16 protein-coding genes are annotated in these 23692 nt (G+C 56.6%); 10 read left to right on the top strand and 6 right to left on the bottom strand.

Annotated elements, in window-relative coordinates; all coding sequences use genetic code 11:
* Positions 1-2 precede the first annotated feature (2 nt).
* Complete coding sequence (locus LW884_06520; GenBank protein MCE3007983.1) at positions 3-3566, bottom strand: gliding motility-associated C-terminal domain-containing protein; 3564 nt, start codon at positions 3564-3566, stop codon at positions 3-5.
* A gap of 294 nt (positions 3567-3860) precedes the next feature.
* Between LW884_06520 and LW884_06525 the strand changes: the two genes are divergently transcribed.
* From LW884_06525 to LW884_06545, 5 genes are all read left to right on the top strand, one after another.
* Complete coding sequence (locus tag LW884_06525; protein ID MCE3007984.1) at positions 3861-4724, top strand: alpha/beta fold hydrolase; 864 nt, start codon at positions 3861-3863, stop codon at positions 4722-4724.
* A 41-nt stretch (positions 4725-4765) separates the two neighbouring features.
* Positions 4766-6787 carry an excinuclease ABC subunit UvrB gene (gene uvrB, locus LW884_06530; GenBank protein ID MCE3007985.1) on the top strand — a complete coding sequence of 674 codons (2022 nt, stop codon included), beginning with the start codon at positions 4766-4768 and terminating at the stop codon, positions 6785-6787.
* A gap of 166 nt (positions 6788-6953) precedes the next feature.
* The gene (locus LW884_06535) at positions 6954-7397 is read left to right on the top strand and encodes a DM13 domain-containing protein (GenBank protein MCE3007986.1); all 444 of its coding nucleotides are present in this window, start codon (positions 6954-6956) and stop codon (positions 7395-7397) included.
* A gap of 19 nt (positions 7398-7416) precedes the next feature.
* A complete protein-coding gene (locus tag LW884_06540) occupies positions 7417-8358 on the top strand; it encodes a hypothetical protein (protein MCE3007987.1) in 942 nt (313 codons plus the stop codon).
* A gap of 277 nt (positions 8359-8635) precedes the next feature.
* Entirely contained in the window at positions 8636-10297 is a 1662-nt protein-coding gene (locus LW884_06545; protein MCE3007988.1) for an AMP-binding protein, read from the top strand.
* A 103-nt stretch (positions 10298-10400) separates the two neighbouring features.
* Here the strand turns inward: LW884_06545 and LW884_06550 are convergent, their stop codons facing one another.
* From LW884_06550 to LW884_06565, 4 genes are all read right to left on the bottom strand, one after another.
* On the bottom strand, positions 10401-12794 hold the full coding sequence (locus tag LW884_06550) for a gliding motility-associated C-terminal domain-containing protein (protein MCE3007989.1): 2394 nt from the start codon (positions 12792-12794) through the stop codon (positions 10401-10403).
* Positions 12795-12946: 152 nt separating this feature from the next.
* Positions 12947-13684 (bottom strand): hypothetical protein, encoded by a 738-nt coding sequence (locus tag LW884_06555; GenBank protein ID MCE3007990.1) that lies wholly within the window; start codon positions 13682-13684, stop codon positions 12947-12949.
* Between the two features lie 21 nt (positions 13685-13705).
* Positions 13706-14563, bottom strand: coding sequence for an FKBP-type peptidyl-prolyl cis-trans isomerase (locus tag LW884_06560; protein MCE3007991.1), 858 nt, complete (start codon positions 14561-14563; stop codon positions 13706-13708).
* A gap of 35 nt (positions 14564-14598) precedes the next feature.
* The gene (locus LW884_06565; GenBank protein MCE3007992.1) at positions 14599-15351 is read right to left on the bottom strand and encodes a ribonuclease Z; all 753 of its coding nucleotides are present in this window, start codon (positions 15349-15351) and stop codon (positions 14599-14601) included.
* Positions 15352-15565: 214 nt separating this feature from the next.
* Here LW884_06565 and smc point away from each other — a divergent pair, with 214 nt between their 5' ends.
* The 5 genes from smc (at position 15566) to LW884_06590 (ending at position 22706) form a co-directional block, all read left to right on the top strand.
* Positions 15566-19135 (top strand): chromosome segregation protein SMC, encoded by a 3570-nt coding sequence (gene smc / locus LW884_06570; protein ID MCE3007993.1) that lies wholly within the window; start codon positions 15566-15568, stop codon positions 19133-19135.
* Entirely contained in the window at positions 19132-19557 is a 426-nt protein-coding gene (locus tag LW884_06575) for a DUF2141 domain-containing protein (GenBank protein ID MCE3007994.1), read from the top strand. Before smc ends, LW884_06575 begins: the two co-directional genes overlap by 4 nt.
* An 88-nt stretch (positions 19558-19645) precedes the next feature.
* Positions 19646-21304, top strand: coding sequence for a PAS domain-containing protein (locus LW884_06580; GenBank protein MCE3007995.1), 1659 nt, complete (start codon positions 19646-19648; stop codon positions 21302-21304).
* A gap of 157 nt (positions 21305-21461) precedes the next feature.
* A complete protein-coding gene (locus LW884_06585) occupies positions 21462-22043 on the top strand; it encodes a Crp/Fnr family transcriptional regulator (GenBank protein MCE3007996.1) in 582 nt (193 codons plus the stop codon).
* Positions 22044-22124: 81 nt separating this feature from the next.
* Positions 22125-22706, top strand: coding sequence for a hypothetical protein (locus LW884_06590; GenBank protein ID MCE3007997.1), 582 nt, complete (start codon positions 22125-22127; stop codon positions 22704-22706).
* A gap of 124 nt (positions 22707-22830) precedes the next feature.
* Here the strand turns inward: LW884_06590 and proC are convergent, their stop codons facing one another.
* Positions 22831-23658 (bottom strand): pyrroline-5-carboxylate reductase, encoded by an 828-nt coding sequence (gene proC, locus LW884_06595; protein MCE3007998.1) that lies wholly within the window; start codon positions 23656-23658, stop codon positions 22831-22833.
* Between the last annotated feature and the right edge of the window lie 34 nt (positions 23659-23692).

Consider the following 23692-nt stretch of genomic DNA (forward strand, 5'->3'; position numbering starts at 1 on the left):
CCCTATCGCACAATGGTAAGGGTACGGAAGTACTCCCGCTTGTTCCCCTCACAGTCTATGTACTCAATCAGTACCAGATAGGCACCCTCGGGCACATCGGCACCGTTGCTTAGCCCACGCCAGGGCGTGCTCCCCTCGTGCACCAGGGTACCCCAGCGGTCGAATACCTTCATCCTATACTGCGAGATATCTACCGCATTGGAGGGATACTCATCGTTCATGCCGTCGTTATTGGGCGTGAAGACGTTGCCCCAGTAGCTGGGCGAAATCTGGAAGGGCTTGGGCTCAGTCAGCTGCACCCGTTCCTCGCGGGTGTTGCCGCACTTGTCGGCCACTGTCAGGGTATACAGGCCGGCCTCTTGCACCGTCAGGGTATAGGTGGTGCCCACGGTCTCCCCATCCTCGTTCTTCCACGCATAGCCATAGGGGTTGCCTACCTGCTCGGGCAGCGGGTATGCCAGGCCGATCTGCTTGGGCGAACCAGGGCAAATGAAGCCACTGGTGGGCATCTCCAGCGCAGGCACGGCCTGTGGGTAGCTTAGCACCTTCTCGTCGGCGGTGTATTCGTTGCACACGCGGTTGATGCGTAGCTGGTAGTTACCCGGCTGGTTGGTGGTAAGGATGCGGTCTTCGCTCACCAGGTCGCCCTCGCGGTACCAGCGGTACTTGTACGCGGCGGCATAGGCATCCTGGCCCTCCGGTCCTACCAGTTGGTAGGATTCGCCTACGCAGATCACGTCATCCGGCCCCAGGCTAAACGGTGGGGGGGTGGCGGGCAGGTACTCCACCGTGTTCTCTACCGGGGCGGCGCAGCCATTGCTTACGGTGAGCGAGTAGCGGCCGGGCTTGTCTACCGTTACGGTGCGTAGTGCCCCTACCGAGGCTCCATTCAGCTTCCAGGTGTAGATGTAGCCGGCGCCGGTGGGCCCGCTGATGGTGTAGCTGTCTGTGCCGCACAGGGGTACGTCTACCCCCAGGTCAAAGCCCGGGATGGTGTTCTCGGTCAGCTTGATGTCGTCCTCGCGCTGTAGGCCGCAGCCGTTTCGTACCACGATGCGGTACTCGCCCGGGCCTGCCAGATAGGTGCGTGTGTCGGCCAGCCGCTCGCCGGTCAGCTTGTTGGTCCACTCGTACTGGAAGCCAGCACCCACTGGCACACTCTTCGTTGGGTCTATCATGTTATCTCCAATGATTCGCTTGGCATCCGCACACAGGATGTCATCCGGCCCAAGGTCAAACTCCGGTATGGGGCTAGGGCCAAATACCCGGATCACCTGGGTGAACACGCCGCAGGCATTGGTAAGGGTCAGCTGGTAGTTGCCCCACCTGTTGGTGGTGAATACCTGGCTGGTAGACAGTGGTGCGGGGTTACCCACGCGGATCCAGCTGTAGAGAGCCCCAGCTGCTGCGGGCGCAGTCAGCGTAGCTACATCGGCCGTGTTTTCTGCGCACAGCAGCACATCTGGTATAGCTAGCACGGGCACAGGTTGGGGCAGTAGGGTTACGGTTACGCTGCCGCTACCCGTAGAGCCACAGCCATTGTTTACTTCCAGCTGGTAGGTTCCGGGCTGGTTTACATCTATAAAGCCGGGGTTAGACGAAAAAATCGTGCCATCCCGGCGCCAGGTATGGGCCGGCGGGCCAGGCACATTCCAGTAGGGGGAAAAAATCCGGACGGTTTGACCCTGGCACAGGCTGCGCGGATCGCCCAGCAGCAGCACTGCTGGCACAGGGGTCGGGGGTACCAAGACAAAGGGAACCCGCTTGGCATTACAGCCATTGCGCAGGGTGAGCGAGTAGGTGCCGGGTTCATCCACCTCCAGCCTTCGCTCAGTGCCTATTATCGTCGGGTCAGGGTCCTTGCGCCACTCGTACTGATAAGACACGTCGGGACCTATCAGGTCCTTAGCCGTTAGCTCGCAGAGCGTGCCACCCGGCGGATCGGGCGTGATGGCAAAATCACCAATCCGCTTCTCATTCGCAAACTCGACGACCACCTGGCCAGACACCGTGGCACCGCAGCCATTGGTTACCTCCAGGCGATAGAGACCTCCCTGGTTTTTCACCTCCAGCTCGCGTGTGGTTATGCCAGTAAATTCTCCGTCCCTGTACCAGCGGTAGGCATAGTCGGGGCTTTCGGGGCCAGATAGTATCCGCTTTTCATCCAGGCACAGGCGGCTTGTTTCGCCCAGGCTAGGGGGCGTAAAGGGCTCGGGGTCCTTCAGCTCGATAGAATCCAGGCCTAGCAGGCCACATGGATTTCGCACTTCCAGGTAGAACTTACCTTTTCCGGTAGCGGTATAGTCCTTGGTGGTGGCTACCTGGTTGGCCAGCGTGTTGCTACCCGCCCGCCAGCTGTAGGTAAGGTCGGTACCCGTGGGTCCTATCAGGGTGCGTTTCAGGTCGGGGCATAGCGGCAGAAACGCGGGAATATCAAATACATACTTCTGATAGCCCGGGAAAAAGTTGGGTAGGCCCTGCACACTCTCGGTACCTGCGGGCAGCACAATGGCATTCCGCTGAAACTGGAAGGCCGGGGTGCCCACACGTGCATCGGGGGTATTGATGCGGTGTACGGTGCCGCCCGACTGGGCCACATAGATGCGCCCGTCGGGCCCCAGCTGCAGGTCACCATATTTATTCAGGGCTGTACCGGGCTCGCCAAACTCCCGCTGGGATGCCAGCAGGTTGGTAGCAGTCAGGTCATACTGCCGGATGGGCAGGGGGCTTTCGGTAGTGGTGTACAGGTACTGTCCATTGGGCGAAAACACGGCTCCGTAAGGGGTTTGGCCCGTCAGCACGATGTTCCGGGGGGTAGCTAGCAGGCCTGTCGTGTTGTTGAAATCGAAGATATTGATGACTCCGTCGCCAAAGAGGCAGTTCACCACACGGGTATACTGAAAGTTGCTGCGCAGCACGCCCGCCTCGGCAGCGGTTACTACATCGCCCCGGCTGCTTATGCTGCCTATGGCCTGTGTGCCCTGTGGGCCCAGGCCAGTCTTGGTGAGCAGGTAGCGTACAAATACGTTGCTATTCCGGCGGTGGCCAAGTATCCACACATCCTCGCCATTGGCGTGCGGGATGGCGGTCAGTTTTTCCTCGCACCCATCCGTTATCTGCGTGCGGGGCACCACCATGCTTACGGCACCGGTAGTCATATTCTGCTCGAAAACAGCATAGTACAGGCGGCCCAGGGTGCCGGGCTGATACAGGCCCACCTCGGCGGTGAACAGGTAGTAGCGGTTGCAGCTCAGCGGCTGCCGCACCACCACGGCCGACTGCGTGGAAGAGCCATGCCCGCCCAGCTCCACAGCACCCGCTATGGGCTGGTTATCGCGGTTCCAGGCACGATCCCCGTCGGAGTAGAAAAGCAAATTGCCCTCGGCATCATAGGCCGCAGCACAGCCCTCCAGCGTGTTCATTTGGCTGCCCCCTGCAGGAGCCGGATTGGCCAGATCGGCAAACGAAATGCCAGCGTTCTGGCCAAAATACCACACCTTTTGGGCATGGCTACTGGTAAAAAGAACAAGAAGTGCGAAGAAGAGCCAAAGACGTTTCGATTTCATAACCTGGAAATTAACATTGCCATACCTGCGTGCACTGGCAAGCCACCATACACACAGGACGTCATAAATTTACACTGTGTACCAGTAGTTAACTACAGCCCATGTCCCAAATGGGCAGAATATAGGCTGAACTGTTATTTTCGATGCGCGAGTCGTCTTTCAACCTGGTGCGAAAGAGCCGGAAACCCATTTTCTCACATCTTGGCAAATGAATTTTTGTAGCTATGTGCCATTTTTTTTAGTAAAAAGAGGTAAATCGTAACGGTATAGGATCCTATTCACGTACTACAGGACATGAACCCAAAAACCGGGATTATACAGGGCAAACATGGCCCCATAGCCACAAGTCTGTTTCTACCCAAACACCACCAGCATACCCCCCTGGTTATTTTTAGTCATGGCTTCAAGGGGTTTAAGGACTGGGGGCACTGGCCCCTACTGGGTCAGGCATTTTCAGAGAAGGGCTATGCATTTTTAAGTTTCAACTTCTCGCAAAATGGTACCACCCCACAGCACCCCACAGAGATTGTGGACCTGGAGGCATTTGGCCACAATACCTATAGTAAGGAACTGGATGACCTGCAGACCGTGGTAGCCCACGCACGCAGCCAGCTAGCCGATGTGGTGGATACCGAAGCCCTGTTTCTGCTGGGGCATAGCCGGGGTGGCGGCATCAGCCTGCTGGCTGCAGCTGCCGACCCCAACCTGAAGGGTGTATGCACCTGGGCCGGCGTGGGCACCCTGCTTCGCTTCAGCCGGGCCGAGCTGGAAGAATGGCAGAAAGCGGGCGTGCTGCACGTGCCCAATAGCCGAACAGGCCAACTGCTGCCCCTGTACCCAGACCTGCTAGAAGACTACCACCGCCACATCAAGCACTACCAGCTGGCCAAGGTAGCCCAAAGCCTGCAGATGCCCTACCTGCAGATACATGGCACCGAAGACACCACCGTTCAGCTAGACGAAGCCCGCAGCCTGCGCATCTTCAACTACCGGATGCAAAGCCTGGAGATAGCAGGGGCCAATCACACATTGGGCGGCGCACACCCCTGGACAGAGGCCCAGCTACCACCCCACAGCCAGCAGGCGCTGGAGGCCACCCTGGCTTTCTATGGTCAATGCCGCCAAGTACCTGGCGGCGCACACAGTTTGCAAGGCTAAACCTGGCGTAGCGGCGCAAAGCACCGTATCTTTAGGGCGCTATGCCCAACTTTGAGCTGTATAGTAACTACCAGCCCGCCGGAGACCAGCCCGAAGCCATACGCCAGCTGCTGGAGGGCCTGGCCCAGCATGAGGCACACCAGGTGCTGCTGGGGGTTACCGGCAGTGGGAAGACCTTTACCATGGCCAACGTAATAGCCCAGTGGAACAAACCCACCCTGGTGCTGTGCCACAACAAAACCCTGGCCGCACAGCTATACAGTGAGTTTCGCCAGTTTTTCCCGAACAACCGGGTAGAGTTCTTCATCTCCTACTACGACTATTACCAGCCCGAGGCCTATATCCCCAGTAGCGATACGTATATCGAAAAGGATATGAGCATCAACGAGGAGATAGAAAAACTGCGACTACGTGCCACCACCGCCCTACTGGAGGGCCGGAACGACACGCTCATCGTAGCCTCTGTCAGCTGCATCTACGGCATCGGCAATCCCAGCGACTACAAAGAGAATGTATTCCGGATAGAGCAGGGTGCTGCAATGAGCCGAAACGCCCTGCTGCACAGGCTAGTAAGCGTGCTGTACAGCCGCAGCGAAACCGAGTTTCGCCAGGGGCGTTTCCGGGTGCGGGGCGATACGGTAGAGGTCTTTCCGGCCTACTCAGACACCGCCATTCGGGTCATCTTCTTCGGAGACGAAATCGAAACCCTACAGCAGTTTGACCCCACTACCGGAAAGACGATAGCCGACCTACCGGAGTACACCATGTACCCAGCCAGCCTGTTTGCCACCCGGCCCGAGATACTAAACCAGGCCATACGCCGCATACAGGATGAGCTGGTGGAGCAGGTGGGATATTTTGAGCGGGGAAGCCAGTACCAGGAGGCCAAACGCCTGAAAGAGCGCACCGAGCATGACCTGGAGATGCTGCGCGAACTGGGCTTTACCCGGGGTATAGAAAACTATAGCCGCCACATAACCGGCCGGGCGCAGGGCGAGCGGCCATTCTGCCTGATCGACTACTTTCCGGACGACTACCTACTGGTGATAGACGAGAGCCATGTAACCGTAGGCCAGGTGCGCGGCATGTACGGCGGAGACCGAAGCCGTAAGCTGGTGCTGGTAGAGAACGGCTTCCGCCTGCCCAGCGCACTGGATAACCGCCCCCTGAAGTTCGATGAATTTGAAGGGCTGATGAACCAGGTGGTATACGTGAGTGCCACCCCGGGCGACTACGAGCTGGAAAGAACTGGCGGCGCGGTAGTAGAGCAGATTGTGCGGCCCACGGGCCTGCTGGATCCACCGGTAGAAGTACGCCCCCTTATTAACCAGGTGGATGACCTGCTGGAGGAGATAGACCGAACCGTGAAAAAGGGCGAGCGCGTGCTGGTAACCACCCTAACCAAAAAAATGAGCGAGGAGCTGAGCCGCTACCTCATCGACCTCGGCATCAAGGCCCGCTACATACACAGCGACATTGATGCCCTGGAGCGAGTAGAGATCCTGCGAGACCTGCGGCTAGGCAAGTTTGACGTGCTAATCGGAATAAACCTGCTGCGCGAGGGGCTAGACCTGCCAGAGGTGAGCCTGGTAGCCATACTGGATGCCGATAAGGAGGGCTTCCTCCGCTCCGAGCGTAGCTTCATCCAGATAGCTGGCAGGGCCGCCCGAAATGCCAGGGGACGCGTTATCCTGTATGCCGAGAAGATAACCGGCAGCATGCAGATGCTGATAGACGAAACCGAACGCAGGCGAGAAAAGCAGATGGCCTACAACACTGCCCACGGTATAACCCCCACCACCGTGAGCAAGAGCACCCAAGAGATACAAGAGCAGATGGCCGTAGGGGCGCGCACCTTTGGCTACAGGATGGAAGAGACTGAGCTGGCCCAGGTGGCAGACCCTATAGTGGCCTACATGAGTGCCGACCAGCTGCGCCGCAGCATAGCCGACACGCGCAAGCAGATGGAGCAAGCAGCCCGGCAAATGGACTTTCTGAGCGCCGCCAAGTACCGCGACGAGCTATTTGCCCTGGAAAAGCTGATGCAGGAGCGGGAAAAGTAGCCCACGCTACCAGCACCCCTCCCCATCCGGAACCTGAAGCAGCCAACACCCCGGCATGCCAACGGGCCCACAGTTGTGTGGCTAGCGTGGCTGCGGTGCAGAAAAAACCTAATTTAGTTTCTATGGAAACAATTTTAATAGTTACTTTGTGGCTCTTAATTAAAAAATGAAGAAGATGAAAAACGGACTGATACCAGCCTGCCTGCTCCTGGTGGCACTGCTGCTGGGTGGATGTGAAAAAGAGGGTGAGCTAACCCGTAACCCGCCAGGAAGAAATGTAACCGTAAGCACCGAGGCACAGCTGAGCAAAACAGGACAACTGGAGGGACGCAACGGCTACAGGGCCAGTGGCACTGCCGAGCTGCTGCTGGATGAAGGGGTATACAAGCTTCGGTTTACCAACCTGAACGTATCCAACGGGCCCGACCTGCGGGTGTATCTGTCTCGTGGCACCAGCCCGCAGGATATTATCAATGTAGGCAGGTTTTCCAATGGGCAGACCGAGCTGGCCTACACCGTGCCCGAAGGAAGAGACCCTAGCACCTACCCCTTCGTATTGGTCTACTGCCAGGCCTTCAGTGTCACATTTGCTGTAGCCCCGCTTAATTAACCTTATTGCATCTAGTATCATGCCCATTTATTCTCCAACATTCCGCCTACACACCATAGGCGTATATCTGCTGCTAGTAGCCGTGCTGATGCCCACACTGGCCAAGGCACAGGGCTGTAGCGATGCCGGTTTCTGTACCATAACCGGTAGCCATGGCCAAAGCATCGACTCGCTGCACAACCGCCTGGAAATTGGCAACGTGTATGCCGTGGCCGAAGAGGACGTGCAGGTAAATACCCAGTACATCACCTATCGCCGCCAGTTTGGTGCGCGCTGGGCCGCCAGTGTAAAGACCACCTTCTCCACAGCCTGGGGCAACTTTGGCACCCGGGGCCACTTTGGCGATGTGTATGGAACGGGCTTTTACACACTCTCGCACCCGAGTGTGCCCAAAAAAGTGATGTGGAACGCCCTGCTGGGTGTAAAAGTACCGACCAACCTGGGCAACCTCAAGATAAACCAGAACCCCCTGCCCATGGTGTACCAGAGTAGCCTGGGCACGGTGGATGCCATAGCCGGGCTAAACGCAACCATAGAGAGCTGGACGCTGGATGCTGCCGTGCAGCTACCTGTGGTACAAAGCAATCGGAACTCCTTCTTTGCCGAACAGTCTGGCACGGATGTATTCCCCTCTACCAACCTCTTTGAGCGCCGGCCCGATGCCCTGCTACGCGTTACCTACAACTATCAGACGGACGACAGGCGACTGACTGTGCGGCCCAATCTGCTGGCCATCTATCACCTGGGCGAAGACACCTTTGAAGACGCACTGGGCAAGCGGCAGGATATAAAAGGCTCCGACGGACTCACCCTGAACATCAACCTGATTGCCGACTACTTCTGGGTGCCTCGCCATGGGCTGGAGCTATCGGTAGCAGGCCCGCTAGTTGTGCGCGAGGAGCGGCCTGACGGCCTTACACGCGGCCTAACGGCGGGGCTGGCCTACATTGCCCGCTTCTAGAATTTACCGCTCCGTACCCGAACCCACCACGCTGGGACAAAAGGCAAGCCCGACAGGATGAACTGTTGGGCTTGCTTTTTTTGGGGGTGTTACGCGCCCGAAAGGAAGGAAAATTGGCAAAAAATGCAGAAGCGTGCTTGCAAAAAACAGAATAATCGCTAATATGGTGAACGCGGGCCGGATGGGTTAGCAGGCTACAGGCTGATTGCTGTAGCCTGACTGCCCGGTACCTACCGCACCCAAAAATCGAACCAGAAAAAACACAATCCTGAATAGCATGGAACGCATCTGGCAAGCACAATACCCGAAAGGCGTAGCACGAGACATAGACCCCAACCGGTACGCCTCGGTGGTGGATTTTTTCCTGAAAAGCTGCGAGAAGTTTGCCGACCGGCCTGCCTTTACCCACATGGGCCGTACCCTTAGCTACCGCCAGCTGGAGCAGGAGAGCCGCAAGTTTGCCGCCTACCTGCAGCAGCACACCAGCCTGAAGCCGGGCGACCGAATAGCCCTGCAGATGCCCAACCTGCTGCAATATCCTGTCATTATGTTTGGTGCCATGCGGGCCGGGCTTATCCTGGTAAATACCAACCCCCTGTATACCGAGCGCGAAATGCAGCACCAGTTTGCCGATGCCGGGGTAAAGGCAATCGTCATCCTGGACTTCTTTGCCCACAAGCTGGAAGAAATTCTGCCCCATACCGAGATCAAGCACGTCATCCTGACCCAGGTAGGCGATTATCAGCCCAACCCAAAGCGGCAGATCATTCAGTTTGTGCTGAAAAAGATCAAGAAAATGATCCCCGACTACCAGCTGCCCGATGCGGTGTGGTATAGAAGCACCCTAAAGCTGGGAGCCAAGGCCAGGCTGAGCGACCATGTGTGGCAGCGGGATGACGTAGCCATCCTGCAGTACACGGGGGGCACCACTGGCGTAGCCAAGGGGGCCATGCTCACCCACCGAAACCTGGTGGCCAACACCCTGCAAAACTGCGCCTGGATGGCCCCCCTGCTAAAGGAGGGTGCCGAAACAATCATGACCCCCCTACCCCTATACCACGTGTTTTCGCTGGTGGTAAACTGCATGACCTTTATCCACTACGGCGGGCTGAATGTGCTGATAACCAACCCGCGTGACCTGAAGGCCTTTACCCGGGAGATGAAGAAACACCCCTTTACGGTGCTGACGGGGGTAAACACCCTGTTTAACGGTCTGCTGAATTACGCGCCATTCCGCCAGCTAGACCTGAAAGCCCTGAAAGTGGTGGTAGCAGGCGGCATGGCCCTACAGCGGCCCATAGCGGAGCGCTGGAAGGAACTAACCGGCGTGCAGATCCACGAGGGCTTCGGCCTAACCGAATGTAGCCCAGTTACACACTGCAATCCCCTGGTGGGCGAAAACCGCATAGGCACCATCGGCCTGGCTTTTCCCAGCACAGACATTAAGCTGGTAGACGAGGCAGGCAATGAGGTGGCGCCGGGCGAGCGGGGCGAACTATGCATCATGGGGCCGCAGGTAATGAAGGGCTACTGGAACCGCCCCGATGAAACCGCCCTCGTGCTGAAGGACGGATGGCTGCGCACCGGCGATGTAGCCACCATGGACCCCGACGGCTATTTCCGTATTGTAGACCGGATCAAGGATATGATCCTGGTAAGCGGCTTCAATGTATACCCCAATGAGGTGGAAGAAGCCCTGGCAGGACACCCGGATATCCTGGAGTGCGGCGTGATAGGCGTACCCGACCCCGAGAGTACCGAGACCGTAAAGGCCTATGTAGTGAAAAAGCCGGGCAGCACACTAACCGAGGAAGCGGTAAAAGCCTATGCCAAAGAGGTGCTGGCTGGCTATAAGTGCCCGAAGTATGTAGAGTTTCGCACGGAGCTACCCAAAACCAACATTGGCAAGATACTCCGCAGGCACCTTAAGGAAGCGTAAGCCGCGAACCCCACAAATAGCGGGCGGGTGGGCGTGCCCGGTTTCTATAATCTGGTTCTACAGTCTAGCTTAGCCACCGGGGCGAGAAGCGGGCCCCGCCCCCCTACCGGATCACCGTTACCGTACGGATCAGCTCGCGCGTGCCACCCTGGCAGTCGGGCACCTGGATGTGCACCACGTAGCTGCCCTCGGGGGCATCGGTATTGCCGTCCGTGCCACGCCAGGGCTGGCTGCCCGTGTACACCAGCTGGCCCCAGCGGTTGAAGACCTGCAGGCGGTAGGCACCGTCCAGGTAGCTGGCGGGCGGGTAGGTGTCGTGCAGGCCGTCGGCATTGGGGCTGAAGGCGGTGCCCCAGCGATGTACGGCCGAGGCCTCGGGGTCGATGACTTCTACCTTGGCGGTGGCGCTGCGGCCGCATCGGTCGCTTATCTGGAGGGTGAGGGTGCCGCCCTGGCCGCTCGGGGGTAGAAACACAGGTTCCTCGCTCAGCAGGCTGCCGTCTTCGCTGGTCCAGCGGTAGGCCAGGCCGAGGTCGGCGGGCAGCTGTAGGGGGCTACTGGCCTGCAGGCAGCGGTCGTATAGGGGCGGCAGGTTGAGGCTCAGGGTGCTGGGATCTGCCTGCTGGGTGATGACAACTGAGTCGCGGTAATAGTTGCCGCAGCTGTCGATGGCCGTCAGTCGATAGGTGCCGGGCTGGGTGAGGGCAATCTGCCGGGTGGTGGCGATCACCTGGCTAAAGTCGGGGTCTCGGGCCCACTCCCAAGTGTAGGCAAAGTCGCCGCTGGGGCCTACCCAGGTTTGGGTCTCGCCGGGGCAGAGGCGGGGCTCGCTGGTGCTGGTGAGGCTGAAGGGCTGCACCTCGTCATAGCGGGTGAGGATGACGGTGTCGCGGGCGGTGTTGCCGCAGCCGTTTTTTACTTCGAGTACATACTCGCCGGGCTTATCGATTGGCAGGGTGCGATTCGTTTGGCTGGTCAGCTCGCTGCCATTCCGCCACCACCTGTAAGCAAGCAGGCTACCTGCGGGCCCGGTCAGCACAGGGTTATTGGCAGCGGGGGGATAGGCGGGGTCGTTGGCGTTCTGGTCTGTCCAGCGGCACCAGGGGCGGTCGGGGCCTAGCTCGGGCTTGGGGGGGGTGTCGCATAGCTTGACGATCCAGTAGTCCGAGGCAAACACTCCCCAACTTTTTTCGCTTTTTTCAAAACCTATATCAGACCCGGATTCACCTGCCAGGATGTAGCCGCCGTCGGATGTCTGCTGTAGGAAGGACAGCTTATCCTCATCAGTGCCACCTATCGTTTTATCCCATAGCTTTATTCCGTCTGCGTCTAGCCTCACTACCCAATAATCTGTACCGCCACGTCTATCTTCCCGCTTGTCTCCACCGGCACTAGACATCGAAGAACCACCCAATAGGTAGCCGCCGTCGGCTGTTTGCTGTAAGGCACTAAAACCCTCAGCGTTATATCCACCCAGGGTTCTGTCCCATTGTTTGCTTCCATTTGCGTCCAGCTTGACGATCCACCAGTCGTTATCGCCTATCCCTCCGCGTGGGCTTTCGCTCTTCTCGTAGCCCGCCTCAGACCAGGATTGCCCTCCCACTATATAGCCGCCGTCGGCCGTCTGCCGCAGGGCCATAAGAAAGTCTCCCGCAGCACCGCCCAGGGTTTTGTCCCACTGCCTATTTCCGTTCCCATCCAGCTTGACTATCCAGAAGTCACCACTGCCTCTGCTGTTCTCACTTTTTTCATTGTCTGCATTAGAAGAGGAGTATCCCCCCAGGATATAACCGCCGTCATTGGTCTGTTGTAGGGAACTGAGCCGATCAGCGCCGCTTCCGCCCAGGGTTTTGTCCCACTGCATGTTTCCATTCGCGTCCAGTTTTAGCACCCAGTAGTCGAAATCGCCCCGGCTATTTTCGCTTTTCCCGCCGGCTATATCTGCATCGGAAATAGAATATCCCCCCAGGATATACCCGCCATCAGCAGTCTGCTGCACAGAAGTTAGCAAATCGTCCTTGTTTCCTCCGAAGGTTTTGTCCCACTTCCTGTTTCCATTTTCATCCAGCTTTACCACCCAGTAGTCTCCAGCGCCCCGGTTATTTTCGCTTTTTTCAAAACCTATATCAGACCCGGATTGGCCTGCCAGGATGTAGCCGCCGTCGGCGGTCTGCTGCAGGCAACTGAGATTATCATGTCCAATTCCCCCCAATGTTTTATCCCACTCTTTGTCCCTGTTCACATCTAGTTTAATCACCCAGAAATCGTAATTACCAAACGAACGGCTGTCTTCACTTTTCAGGTTACCTGCCTGCGCATCAGAACTGCCCCCCACAATGAGACCCCCGTCCATCGTCTGTCTTATAGTAGGTTGAATACTTGCCCCACCAACCTGTCCGCGCAGGGTTTTGTCCCACTGTACGGTGGGCTGGGCGTGGGTGGCCAGGGCCGCTAGCAGCAGCAGGGTAAGCAGGAGGGGGATGGAAGAGAAGCGCATGCGGGGTACTGGAAGTTGCTTGCCTAAAGGTAAACAGCTGCTAGCAGAGGCACAAGCGCTTCCGGCTGAACTGCGCAAAATGGGGGCTGAACCGGCAGGCCGGACGACTGACCCAATGCGGCTAGCCCCTCCCAGGGTACCTCCTCCCCGCGCTACCAGGCGTTGCCGATCAGAAAACCCAGATAGAGGGAAAAGAAGGCCGAGCGGTCGGACTGGCGGTGCAGGATGTCCAGCGCACGGCTGTAGAGGTCGGCGGTAAAGCCCATGTCCACCCCGCGTATATACAGGGTGCTGCCCGCCAGGCTGAGTAGGGCATGCCCCTTTATGCGCAGCCCAGGCACAAACTGGGTGCGGTTCAGGCCCACAAAGTAATCTGCGCGGCCTACAATATCGATGAAATTGTACTTCCGATAATCGTACTGGTCTATCTCCACCACGGCCTGTGTCGTGCTAACCGGAACAGCCACCTCCAGGTAGTAGGGCTTCAGGATGCCGAAGACGGGGCCTAGGCCCAGGCCTGCCCGCAGCGAGAGTTTATTGTAATGATTAAGCTTCAGCAGCTCGGTCTGCAGGCCGTAGGTGCCGGCCAGGTAGTAGGCATAGTTGCGCTTGTCGTAGATAAAGTCGCGTCCGCCCTGGTCATTGTAAAGGCTCTTGGTTCTGGACTCCTTGGGGTCCTTGATATTACCCGTGGACAGGAACAGAACGCCCTCCCAGCGGCCTTGCAACTGCTTGAAGTGATAGAAGTCGAAACCGATGCCATAGGAGTGTATATGTGCCCCGAAGGCCGTACCCGCTGTGCGCGGCTCCAGGTCTTCCTCCAGGATGAGCTGGGCCTGTGCCCGGCCTGCCAGGCACATACACAGCCCTATGGTCAGTAGCTTCCACATAGGGTACTAACGACAGAAAGGCTATCGAACGGATACCAGCTCCACATCGAAGCGGAGGGTAGCGTTGGGGGGAATTACCCCACCGGCCCCGCGCTCGCCATAGGCCAGGTTTGCCGGGATAATGAGGATGGCCTTGCCGCCCTCTTTGAGCAGGGCAATGCCTTCCTCCCAGCCTGGGATAACGCGCCCCTGGCCCAGGGGAAACTGGATGGGCTCGCCGCGCTTGAAGCTGCTGTCGAACACGGTACCATCCTCCAGGGTGCCGTGGTAGTGCACCTCTACCGTTTTTCCGGCCACAGCCTGTGCGCCCTTTCCTTCTTCTACCATCTGGTATTTCAGGCCACTTTTGGTGGTTTGTAGCTTGCCTTCTTTCAGGGTATAGCCCTTGAAGTCGATGGGCTTGGGGCCCGGCTTTACGTCTTCCACCTGTACGTGGAAGATCAGCTCGGCATTGGGGGGAATAACGCCACCGGCGCCCTGGGCACCATAGCCCAGTTCGGCAGGGATTAATAGCACAGCCTTTGTGCCCACGGGCAGCAGCTGAAAGCCCTCATCCCAGCCCTTGATAACCTGGCCCATACCTACCTGGAAGGTAAAAGGCTGTCCGCGGTCGAAGCTGCTGTCAAACTTGGTTCCGTCCTTCAGCAGGCCGTGGTACTGGGCCGTTACCCGGTCTCCTACCTGTGCCAGGGGGCCGCTGCCTTTCTCGTAGATATAGTAGCGCAGGCCAGAGTCGGTGGTCTTGATCTTGGCCTCGTCTACGGGCCATGGGGGGGTGGCGGTGTCTTTATTCATGCTGGCAGAGGTGGATTGTGTGCCGTCCTGTGCGCAGGCTGGCAGGATGGCTAATACAAGCAGGTATACAAGCAGGTGTTTCATGGGTAGTTTTCTATTCTTAGGGGGTAAAGGTACGTTTATTCCAGCATCCAGGGCACATCCTCGCGGGCTATTCGCGTGGCGGAGAAAGTTTTCTGTGCGTCGGCCAGCGCGGCCTGCCGGTCGGCCAGCTCGGGGTAGTCGTGGGCGGCAAAGTGTGTTAGCATCAGCAGCCTGGCATTGGCCCGCATGGCCATGGTGGCGGCATCGGTGGGGTTCATGTGTCCCCAGCCCCCGTCGGGCACCCCGGGCTTCAGGCTGCACTCAGCTATCAGCATGTCTGCCTGCCGGGCCAGGGCTACGCCCGCCTCGCACAGGCTGGTATCGGTGCAGTAGGCCAGTGCATACCCCTCAGCCTCCAGGCGGTAGCCATAGCAGCGCACGGCGTGCACCAGGGGCAGGGCCTGCACACGCCCCCAAGGGAAGCCGTGGGTGCCATCGGCCAGCTCGTGGAAGTGCACCGGATAGGGCAGCTGCTGCCAGGGGATGGTGTAGGGGGCCTGCACCAGGGCATCAAAGTAGGACCGAAAACCTACAAAACCGCAAATGTGTAGCTCCACCGGGCGTAGCAGCATCAGGTAGTGTAGCCCACTGGTGTGGTCCAGGTGAAAATGGCTGAGAAACAGGTAGCAGGGCAGCCCGGGGCGGAGTAGCCTGGCCGCGCGGTAGAGGCCATTGCCTGCATCCAGGATGACGTCCGCCTGCGGCAGCTGGATAAGGGTACTCAGGGTATTGCCCTTATGGTCCGAATACCAGCCATTTGTGCCCAGAAAATGAATAGGGAGCGCCATCCAGCACAATAATACGGAATAAGGGAATAAGGGAATAAGGGAATAAGGGAATATGCCAATGCCTCAATCGGCTGTGCGCAGCCAGGCCCGTGCGCACAGCGTGCATGAGCCGCGTGGTGAAAAAATGTGCATAAGCAGAACAAAGCCCCCGACCTGTGGATAACTGCCATTGTCTACTTTTGCAGGCCGTTATGATGGGTAAAATGCGTGCGATATGAGACTAACGAAGCTGGAAGTACAGGGTTTCAAAAGCTTTGCCGATCCGATCAAACTAAACTTTGATGCAGGCATTACCGGCATAGTGGGGCCCAATGGCTGCGGCAAGAGCAATGTGGTAGACGCCATCCGCTGGGTGCTGGGCGAACAGAAGACCCGAAACCTGCGCAGTGAAAAGATGGAGGACGTGATCTTCAACGGTACCTCGCAGCGCAAGCGGGCCAATGTGGCCGAGGTGGCCATCACCTTTGAAAACACCCGAAACATCCTGCCCACAGAGTACACCACCGTTACCGTAACCCGCAAGCTGTATCGGGATGGCGACAGTGAGTACCTCATCAACCAGGTTCCCTGTCGGCTGAAGGACATCCACAATCTCTTCATGGACACGGGCATCGGCTCAGACAGCTATGCCATCATCGAGCTGGGCATGGTGGAAGACCTGATTAAAGACAAGGCCAATGCCCGCCGCCAGCTGTTTGAAGAAGCAGCCGGCGTAAGCCGCTACAAGCTGCGCAAGAAAGAAACCCTGGGCAAGCTGGATGAAGTAGAAAAAAACCTGGAGCGGGTAGAAGACATTCTCTTCGAGATAGATAAAAACCTGAAAAGCCTGGAGAAGCAAGCCAAACGGGCCGAACAGTACCTGAACCTGAAGGCCCAGTATCGGCATGCCAGCAGCCAGCTGGCCTACCTGAAGGTGGAAAACCTGCTGCACCAGCACGAGCAGCTGAAGGCGCAGGATGAGCAGCTGGTAGAGGGCGTTACACAGGCACAGTCTGGCGCACACCTGCACGAGGCCCGCGTGCAAGAGCTGAATAAAGACATTATTCAGCAAGAACAAGTGCTAAACAAAGAGCAGAAGAAGTACAACCAGCATGTAGAGCATATCCGAAAGCTGGAACGGGAGAAAGAGGTGCGCAGCGAACGACTGAAGTTTTATCAAAAAAACGAAGAAGAACTGCAACACCAGATAGAGCAGAACAAACAGAAAGCTGACTTCAACACCAAAAACATCCAGCGGCTAGAGCAAGAGGTGGAGCAAACCGCCCAAACAGTACAAACCCGAGCCGGAGAAACAAAAGCCCTGGAGCTGCAGGTGGCCGAGCTACAGGCACAAAACAAACAACAGAAGACCGAGCTGGATGCCCACGCCCAGCAGCTGAAGGAGCAGGAACAGAGCCTGCAACAGCAGATCCGCGAGCGCGAACTGCGCACCTACCAGATCAGCAGCCTGCAGGGCCAGCTAAAGCAAACCGAAGAAGATACCGAGAGCCGCAGCCAGGACATAGATGCCTTTCAGGAGAAGATCCAGACCCTACAGCGGGCAGCCGACGAGCTGGAACAGACCGTGCTAGCCGGGCAGAAACGAAAACTGGAAACCGAAGCCGCCATACAGCGGCTGCGAGAGGAGAACGAACAGCATGCCGACCAGCTGGCACGCCTGCGTCGCACCCTGGATGCCAAACAGAACGAATACAACCTGACCAAGAGCCTGGTAGACAGCCTGGACGGTTTCCCCGAAAGTGTGCGCTGGCTGAAGCAGCAGGTGCCCGTAACCCGCGAAGCCCCGCTAATAGGCGACATCTTTGCCGCAGACGACCAGCTGAAGATACCGCTGGAAAACTACCTGGAACCCTACCTGAACTACTACGTAGTTTTCAGCCGGGCAGATGCCCTACGGGCCCTGGCGATGCTGAAAGACAGCAGCAAGGGGCGAGCCAACTTCTTCATCCTGGAAGAAATAAAACAGGAGATGCGGGCACGCAAAGCCAAGCCCGCCTATCGGCCCAAAGATGGCAAACCCGCCCAGCCGGTGCTGGAACTGGTAGAGTACAGCGAAGAGTACGCAGAACTGGCACGCTACCTGCTAGAGGGGGTGTATCTGTACGACGGCGAGGTGAGTGGCGAAGACATACCCGAGCACGTAGCCCTCATCCGCAGCTCCGGTGCTGCCATAAACAAGCGGTTCAGCGTAGGAGGGGGCTCCATCGGGCTCTTCGAAGGCAAACGCCTGGGACGGGCAAAAAACCTGGGAAAGCTGGATAAAGAAATAGAAAAACTAAGCGCCAAGCTGGAAAAGGAGGAGGCCGAACTAGCCGGGCGAAAGGCACAGCTGGCCGAGCTGCAAAACCAGCTGCCTGGTAAAGAACTGGAGCAGCAGCAGCGCAGCCTGGTAGACCAGCAAAAACAACTGGAAGTAGTAAAAACCAAGGCGCAAGAGTACCGAAACCTGATAGAGCGCACCGGGGCACGCAGAGAGGGGATAGAACAGGAGATAGCAAAGCTGGAGGCCGAACTGAAAGCCCGGGAACCCCAACTGGCACAGCTACAGGCCGAGGTGGACCAGCTATACCGCACCCAGAACCAGATGGCCGAAGCCTGGCAGCGGCTAAACGACCAATATACCGAACTGAACCAAACCTACAACCAGCAAAACATAGCCTACCACCAGAGTGAAAACCTGCTAGGCAACCTGAAAAGAGAGCTGGACCAGGAGCAGGACCGACGCAAAAACCTGCACACCCAGCTGGAGCAGCTAAAGAAAAACCTGGACGAGGCCCGTGCGCAGGTGAAGGACCTGGTGGACAACAACCTGAGCAATGACGACGAGATAGTAGCCCTGTACGACACCAAGAAGCAAATGGAAGAGCACCTGACCTTCCTGGAAGACCGGCTGGCCAATACCAAAACAAGCCTGCAGCAGGTAGACAAGGGCATACGCGAAGCACGCAGCAAAGAGCAGCAGATACAGGCCCTGCGGAATGACCTGCGAGACCAAATGAACGAACTGCGCCTGCAGCAGAGCAGTGTGCGCGAGCGGCTGCAGGTAGAGTGGCACCTAACGATAGAGGAACTGGACATAGAAACCCTATTCGGCACCCCAACGCCCGAGCTGAGCGTAGACGAAGTGGAAAAAACCGTGCTACGCCTACGCGAGAAGTACGCAAAGTTTGGCGAAGTAAACACCACCGCACCCGAGGCCTACAACGAGATAAAGGAACGGCACGACTTCATTACCGAACAGAAGGCCGACCTGATACAGGCCAAACAAGACCTGGTGCAAACCATAGCGGAAATAGATGAAACCGCCTGCACACAGTTTATGGAAGCCTTTGACCAGATACGCGCACACTTCCAGCGGGTATTTCGTACCCTCTTTACCCAAGAGGATGACTGCGACATTGTGCTGGCCAACCCCGATGACCCCCTGGAGTCGCCCATCGAGGTGATGGCACGCCCCAAGGGCAAGCGGCCCAGTGCCATCACCCAGCTGAGTGGGGGCGAAAAAACCCTCACCGCCATCTCCCTGCTCTTCTCCATCTACCTCATCAAACCGGCACCTTTCTGTATATTCGACGAAGTGGATGCGCCGCTGGACGACGCCAACATCGACAAGTTTAACAACATCATGCAGGAATTCAGCAGCGAAAGCCAGTTTATCATCGTAACCCACAACAAGCGCACCATGGTAAAAACCCACATCATGTACGGAGTAACCATGGAGGAAACCGGCATAAGCCGTGTGCTGCCCGTAGACCTGCAAACCCTAAAACTGCAACCCGCATGATTGTCCTCAGCCTACTATACTGCCTGCTAGCCCTGCAGCCAACCCCACCCCCGCCTGCCGAGGGATACAGCCTGCATGTAGACTTTCGCACCAGCCAGGCAGCCGGAACCCTCTACATCACCCTCTTCAGCACGGCCCAGGGATGGCCCGATGAGGCCAAACAGGCCTATCGAACAGCAAAGGTGCCATGTGGCGGACAGCAAACCCTGCACCATTTCGCCAACCTGCCAGCTGGCAGCTACGCCCTGGCCGCCTTTCAGGACCTGAACGGGAATGGAGAACTGGACACCAACCTCTTTGGTGTCCCTACAGAGCCCTATGGTTTTAGCAACAATGCCCGGGGTACCCTGAGCGCCCCAAACTTCGGAGAATGTGAGATAAAATTGCGTAACCAACAGAAGATAACCATTACGCTAAAATGACTAGGCCACATCGGATACAAACTGGGGCACCCTCCCACCCAGGCCAACAAGAAGCACCTATACCGAATTTACACCTACTGCGAGCATCATGACCGAATCGCTAGCCACCAGGTACACCGTAGGCGGGCATGAAGGCCCCATAAACGAATCGGCCCTGAAAAGGCAGGTGGAGGCGCTGACCGCACAGCTGCAGGAGGCAAAAGAAGCCCTAAAGCTGCAGCAGCAGGAAACCGAAAGCCAGCAATGGCTGGACAAATGCCTGGGCCGCTTTGATGAGGTAATGCGGACCCACTTTGACAGAGGCCTACGGGACTACATGGAGGCCATTCTGCTAGAGATAAGCAAAATGATTCCCCTTGTGCAGGCAGCCCTGTATGTGCCAGACGAGCAGGAAAACAACGAAACACCCACAATAAAGCTAGCAGCAGGCTATGCCTGCAACATCGATCGGCTAGAGAAAAAGTGCTACATGCTGGGCGAGGGTATGATTGGCCAGGTAGCAAAAAGCCGAAAACCCTATGTGCTGGAGAACCTGGGCAAGCACGCACCTATCATGCAGGGCAGTTCACTCGTGCAGCTCATACCGCAGTCGCTGGCTGTGTACCCCATTACCTACAACGAAGACCTGAAAGGCATCCTCGAGCTATGCTGCATCCAGCCACCGCAAGCACGGCAGCTGGAACTGCTGGAACGGCTATGCCGAAACCTGGGGGCGAGCCTGGAAAGCCAGCTGAACCAACAAAAAATGAAACGCCTGTACCGGCAAAGCCAGGAAGCCTATCAGCAGCTGGCCGCGCAGGAGGAGGAAATGCGACAAAACCTGGAGGAACTACAGGCTACCCAAGAGGAGATGCGACGCATAGAGGTGGAGATGAAGCGACAAGGCGAGAGCCTGAACAGAACCATGCAGAATGTGCCGGGCATTGTGTACAGCTTTCAGCTGGAAATAGCAGAGCAGCGGCAGGGATTCCTGTACATGAGCAAGCAAGTAGAGCACATACTAGGCTTCACCGCAAAAACAGTGCTGGAAGACTATGGAAAAAACCAGACTGTGCAGATACACCCGGATGATGTGGCCGACCATGACCGGAAAATGCTTGAAAGCCTTAGGCAGCAGACTAAATTCGTGTGGGAGGGCCGGATGCAACACCGGGATGGGCACTGGGTGTACCTGCGGGCCGAAAGCACGCCATACGGAGACGAAAGTGATGCAAACCGGATGATCTGGGACGGAATTCTACTGGACATCCGAGACCAAAAGCGCTATGAACAGGAGATGACAAGCAAAACCGAGGAACTGGCGGCCAGTGAGGAAGAGCTAAAGCAAAAGCTGGAGGTGCTAATGGCCACCCAGGAGGAAATGAACCGCATGCAAAAAGACCTGGAAACAGGCCACCGGCAGCAGGCCAGGCTGGTAGAAAGCATTCACGGCATCGTATTCACCCTGCGAGAGCAGGGCGGGGAGCTACAGACCGTGGCCCTGAGCAAACGACAGCTGTGGATAAAGCTGGGCCTAAGGCAAGAGGAATTGTACAACCCCACAGCAGGCACATTTGCACTGGAGCTACATCCAGCGGAAATAGAGAACATCCGGGCGCAGCTCCAGGACTCAAAGGGAAAATCGGAAGCAGTAGACTTCAACCTTCGCCTAAAAAATTCGGAAGGAAAATGGATCAGCTTCAAGGCACGCTGCCTACCCTACCAGGAGGAGGGGATCTGGCACTGGGATGGCGTGTATGGCTGGTAGTCCGTCCACAAGCGTGTACGCTGCTAAATCATACGAGTAACCATACAGTGCAAAAGAAATCCGCCGCCAATACGCTCCCTGTAGGCGGGCTAATACTTACAACCGGTTGGATAGTATCTCCTATATTGCCAGAACTAAAGTACTATAGACAATAGAAATGGATGCTATCCGAACTTTTCTAGGCCGGTTTGCAACACTCAGCACCCAAGAATGGCGCACTTTTGAACAACTTGTAACGAGGATCGAAGTAAAAAAAGGCGAACCCATACTTATGGCCGGCGAAGCGTGTCGTTTTCTGGCATTTATCGAGCGGGGCTGTTTTCGGATGTATGCCGAAGAAGAGGGGCGCGAACAGGTTCTCGAGTTTTTCTTTCCGGGCGAAACAGCTACAAATTATCGGAGCTTTCTTACTGAAGATCCATCTGCACACTACATTTCAGCTATCCAGCCTTCTACCATATACATACTGACGAAAACCAACTTGCAAACCTTATACCAAGCACACCCAAAATTTGAACGCGTTGGCAGGCTGGTTGCAGAAGCAATCTACCTGCGGATAACCCGAAAAATTGATCTCCTACAAAACTACACACCCGAACAACGATACAGCCTGCTGATGGCCCAAAACCGAGAGCTAGTACAGCAGGTACCTCAGTATATGATAGCATCCTACCTGGGAATACAGCCCGAAACACTTAGCCGGATAAAGAAAAGGATGACCCCTAAAAAGCCAGATTAAGTTCTTGACCAAAGTCAATGCGCCAGACAAACTTTGATGCCAATTTTGCTGGAAAATCTACTTTAACACAAGAGAAAGCTTATGAAAAGGTTACTAATCGTCATCTGTGCCAGCATGATGGCAAGCAATGCAACAGTGTATGCGCAGGCTGATGAAGAGCCACGACGTAGGTGGGGGGCCGAACTAAACGTTCTCTGGCCTATCTTTCCAGGAAACATATATAAGGGACAAGCCACCTATGAGACCTGGCGGCAAAACCAGCTTGCCGGAGATGTATACCTTGGCTTCCATATCCGCCCATTTGAAAAGCGAGACGACGAAGGCGAGTTTTCTAATTATGCCCTAACGTTTGGCTATCGTCAGTACTTCTGGCAGGGGCTACACGCAGAGCTGTATCAGGCATTTGGACCTGGATTTAACCGAGATAATGTGATAGACGGCAAAGACTATACCAGCTGGGACTATGAGTGGGGCATGCTACTAGGCTATAGGTGGGAGTTCTTGAAAAAGGAAAAAAGAGAGAAGGTGAAATACAGCCCATATTTGAGCACCCAGCATGGTTTCTATTACCTTGCTTCGCGCAGCAATCCTCACCCTATCCGAGATTATTCAGGAGAAGTACCAATCTATGTGGGTACGCTTAACATAGGGGTGCGGTTCTAACCCGACTTGCACGCCACTTCGCACTTATTCCATACTGCTGGAGAAACAAAGTGCAAGATGCAAGTTCTAGGAAGAACGCCTTGCATATTGCATTTTGGTGGTTTGGTTGATTTGTGTAGTTAATCTACTGAACACTCTGCTTAAATAGTGCGTAGGCCCGTTCGGTAGCCTTCACCACCGAGCGGATAACAGCAGAACGCAGGTTCAGGTCTTCCATTTCCATAATGCCATCTATGGTTACACCGGCAGGGGTAGTTACCTGGTCTTTCAGCTGAGCCGGGTGCATACCGCTAGCCAGCACCATCTCTGCCGCACCCTTTACCGTCTGGGCCGCCATCAGCAGGGCCAGGTCTCGGGGTATACCTACCTTTACCCCCGCGTCACTCATCGCCTCTATAAACAGATATACATAGGCAGGGCCTGCCCCACTTAGGCCCGTACTGGCATTCATCAGGTCCTCCTCTATCCAGGCCGTGTGGCCTACAGCCTGGAAAACTTCCTCTACACGTGCGTCCATTTCTTCTGCCCCCTGGCTACCCCTGGCAATAACCGTCATGCCCTGCCCCACAGTGGCCGGCGTGTTGGGCATGGCTCGGTATACGGGTATGGTACGGCCTACCTGCTCTTCCAGAAAAGAGATGGGCACCCCCGTCATAATGCTCACTACAGCACGCACATCATCCCAGCAGCCTTGCAGTGGCTGCAGCACCCGCTCGGCCATATAGGGTTTTACGGCCAGGATAACAAGCTCCGAATTAAGCACCACCTCCCGGGGGTCGTTACCCGTGTGGATGCCCATGGCGGCAGCCAGTGCCCGGGCACTTTTTGCCTGCTTGGTACAGGCATTTATGTCCTCTCGTCTATACGTTCCGCGCTTCAGTAGCCCGGCCAGTAGGGCCTGGCCCATGTTTCCGGCACCAATCAGGCCTATTTTGTACTTCTTTTCGTGCATGTGCTGTAAAACTAGGCAAAAGCTCGTTTATTTG

The organism is Bacteroidota bacterium (genome assembly GCA_021300195.1).
In the GTDB taxonomy this organism is placed as follows: domain Bacteria; phylum Bacteroidota; class Bacteroidia; order J057; family JAJTIE01; genus JAJTIE01.

Bases quoted from the DNA above. Each gene is read 5' to 3' on its own strand.
- LW884_06520 (MCE3007983.1), bottom strand. From the start codon at position 3,566: ATGAAATCGAAACGTCTTTGGCTCTTCTTCGCACTTCTTGTTCTTTTT.
- LW884_06525 (MCE3007984.1), top strand. From the start codon at position 3,861: ATGAACCCAAAAACCGGGATTATACAGGGCAAACATGGCCCCATAGCC.
- uvrB (MCE3007985.1), top strand. From the start codon at position 4,766: ATGCCCAACTTTGAGCTGTATAGTAACTACCAGCCCGCCGGAGACCAG.
- LW884_06535 (MCE3007986.1), top strand. From the start codon at position 6,954: ATGAAGAAGATGAAAAACGGACTGATACCAGCCTGCCTGCTCCTGGTG.
- LW884_06540 (MCE3007987.1), top strand. From the start codon at position 7,417: ATGCCCATTTATTCTCCAACATTCCGCCTACACACCATAGGCGTATAT.
- LW884_06545 (MCE3007988.1), top strand. From the start codon at position 8,636: ATGGAACGCATCTGGCAAGCACAATACCCGAAAGGCGTAGCACGAGAC.
- LW884_06550 (MCE3007989.1), bottom strand. From the start codon at position 12,794: ATGCGCTTCTCTTCCATCCCCCTCCTGCTTACCCTGCTGCTGCTAGCG.
- LW884_06555 (MCE3007990.1), bottom strand. From the start codon at position 13,684: ATGTGGAAGCTACTGACCATAGGGCTGTGTATGTGCCTGGCAGGCCGG.
- LW884_06560 (MCE3007991.1), bottom strand. From the start codon at position 14,563: ATGAAACACCTGCTTGTATACCTGCTTGTATTAGCCATCCTGCCAGCC.
- LW884_06565 (MCE3007992.1), bottom strand. From the start codon at position 15,351: ATGGCGCTCCCTATTCATTTTCTGGGCACAAATGGCTGGTATTCGGAC.
- smc (MCE3007993.1), top strand. From the start codon at position 15,566: ATGAGACTAACGAAGCTGGAAGTACAGGGTTTCAAAAGCTTTGCCGAT.
- LW884_06575 (MCE3007994.1), top strand. From the start codon at position 19,132: ATGATTGTCCTCAGCCTACTATACTGCCTGCTAGCCCTGCAGCCAACC.
- LW884_06580 (MCE3007995.1), top strand. From the start codon at position 19,646: ATGACCGAATCGCTAGCCACCAGGTACACCGTAGGCGGGCATGAAGGC.
- LW884_06585 (MCE3007996.1), top strand. From the start codon at position 21,462: ATGGATGCTATCCGAACTTTTCTAGGCCGGTTTGCAACACTCAGCACC.
- LW884_06590 (MCE3007997.1), top strand. From the start codon at position 22,125: ATGAAAAGGTTACTAATCGTCATCTGTGCCAGCATGATGGCAAGCAAT.
- proC (MCE3007998.1), bottom strand. From the start codon at position 23,658: ATGCACGAAAAGAAGTACAAAATAGGCCTGATTGGTGCCGGAAACATG.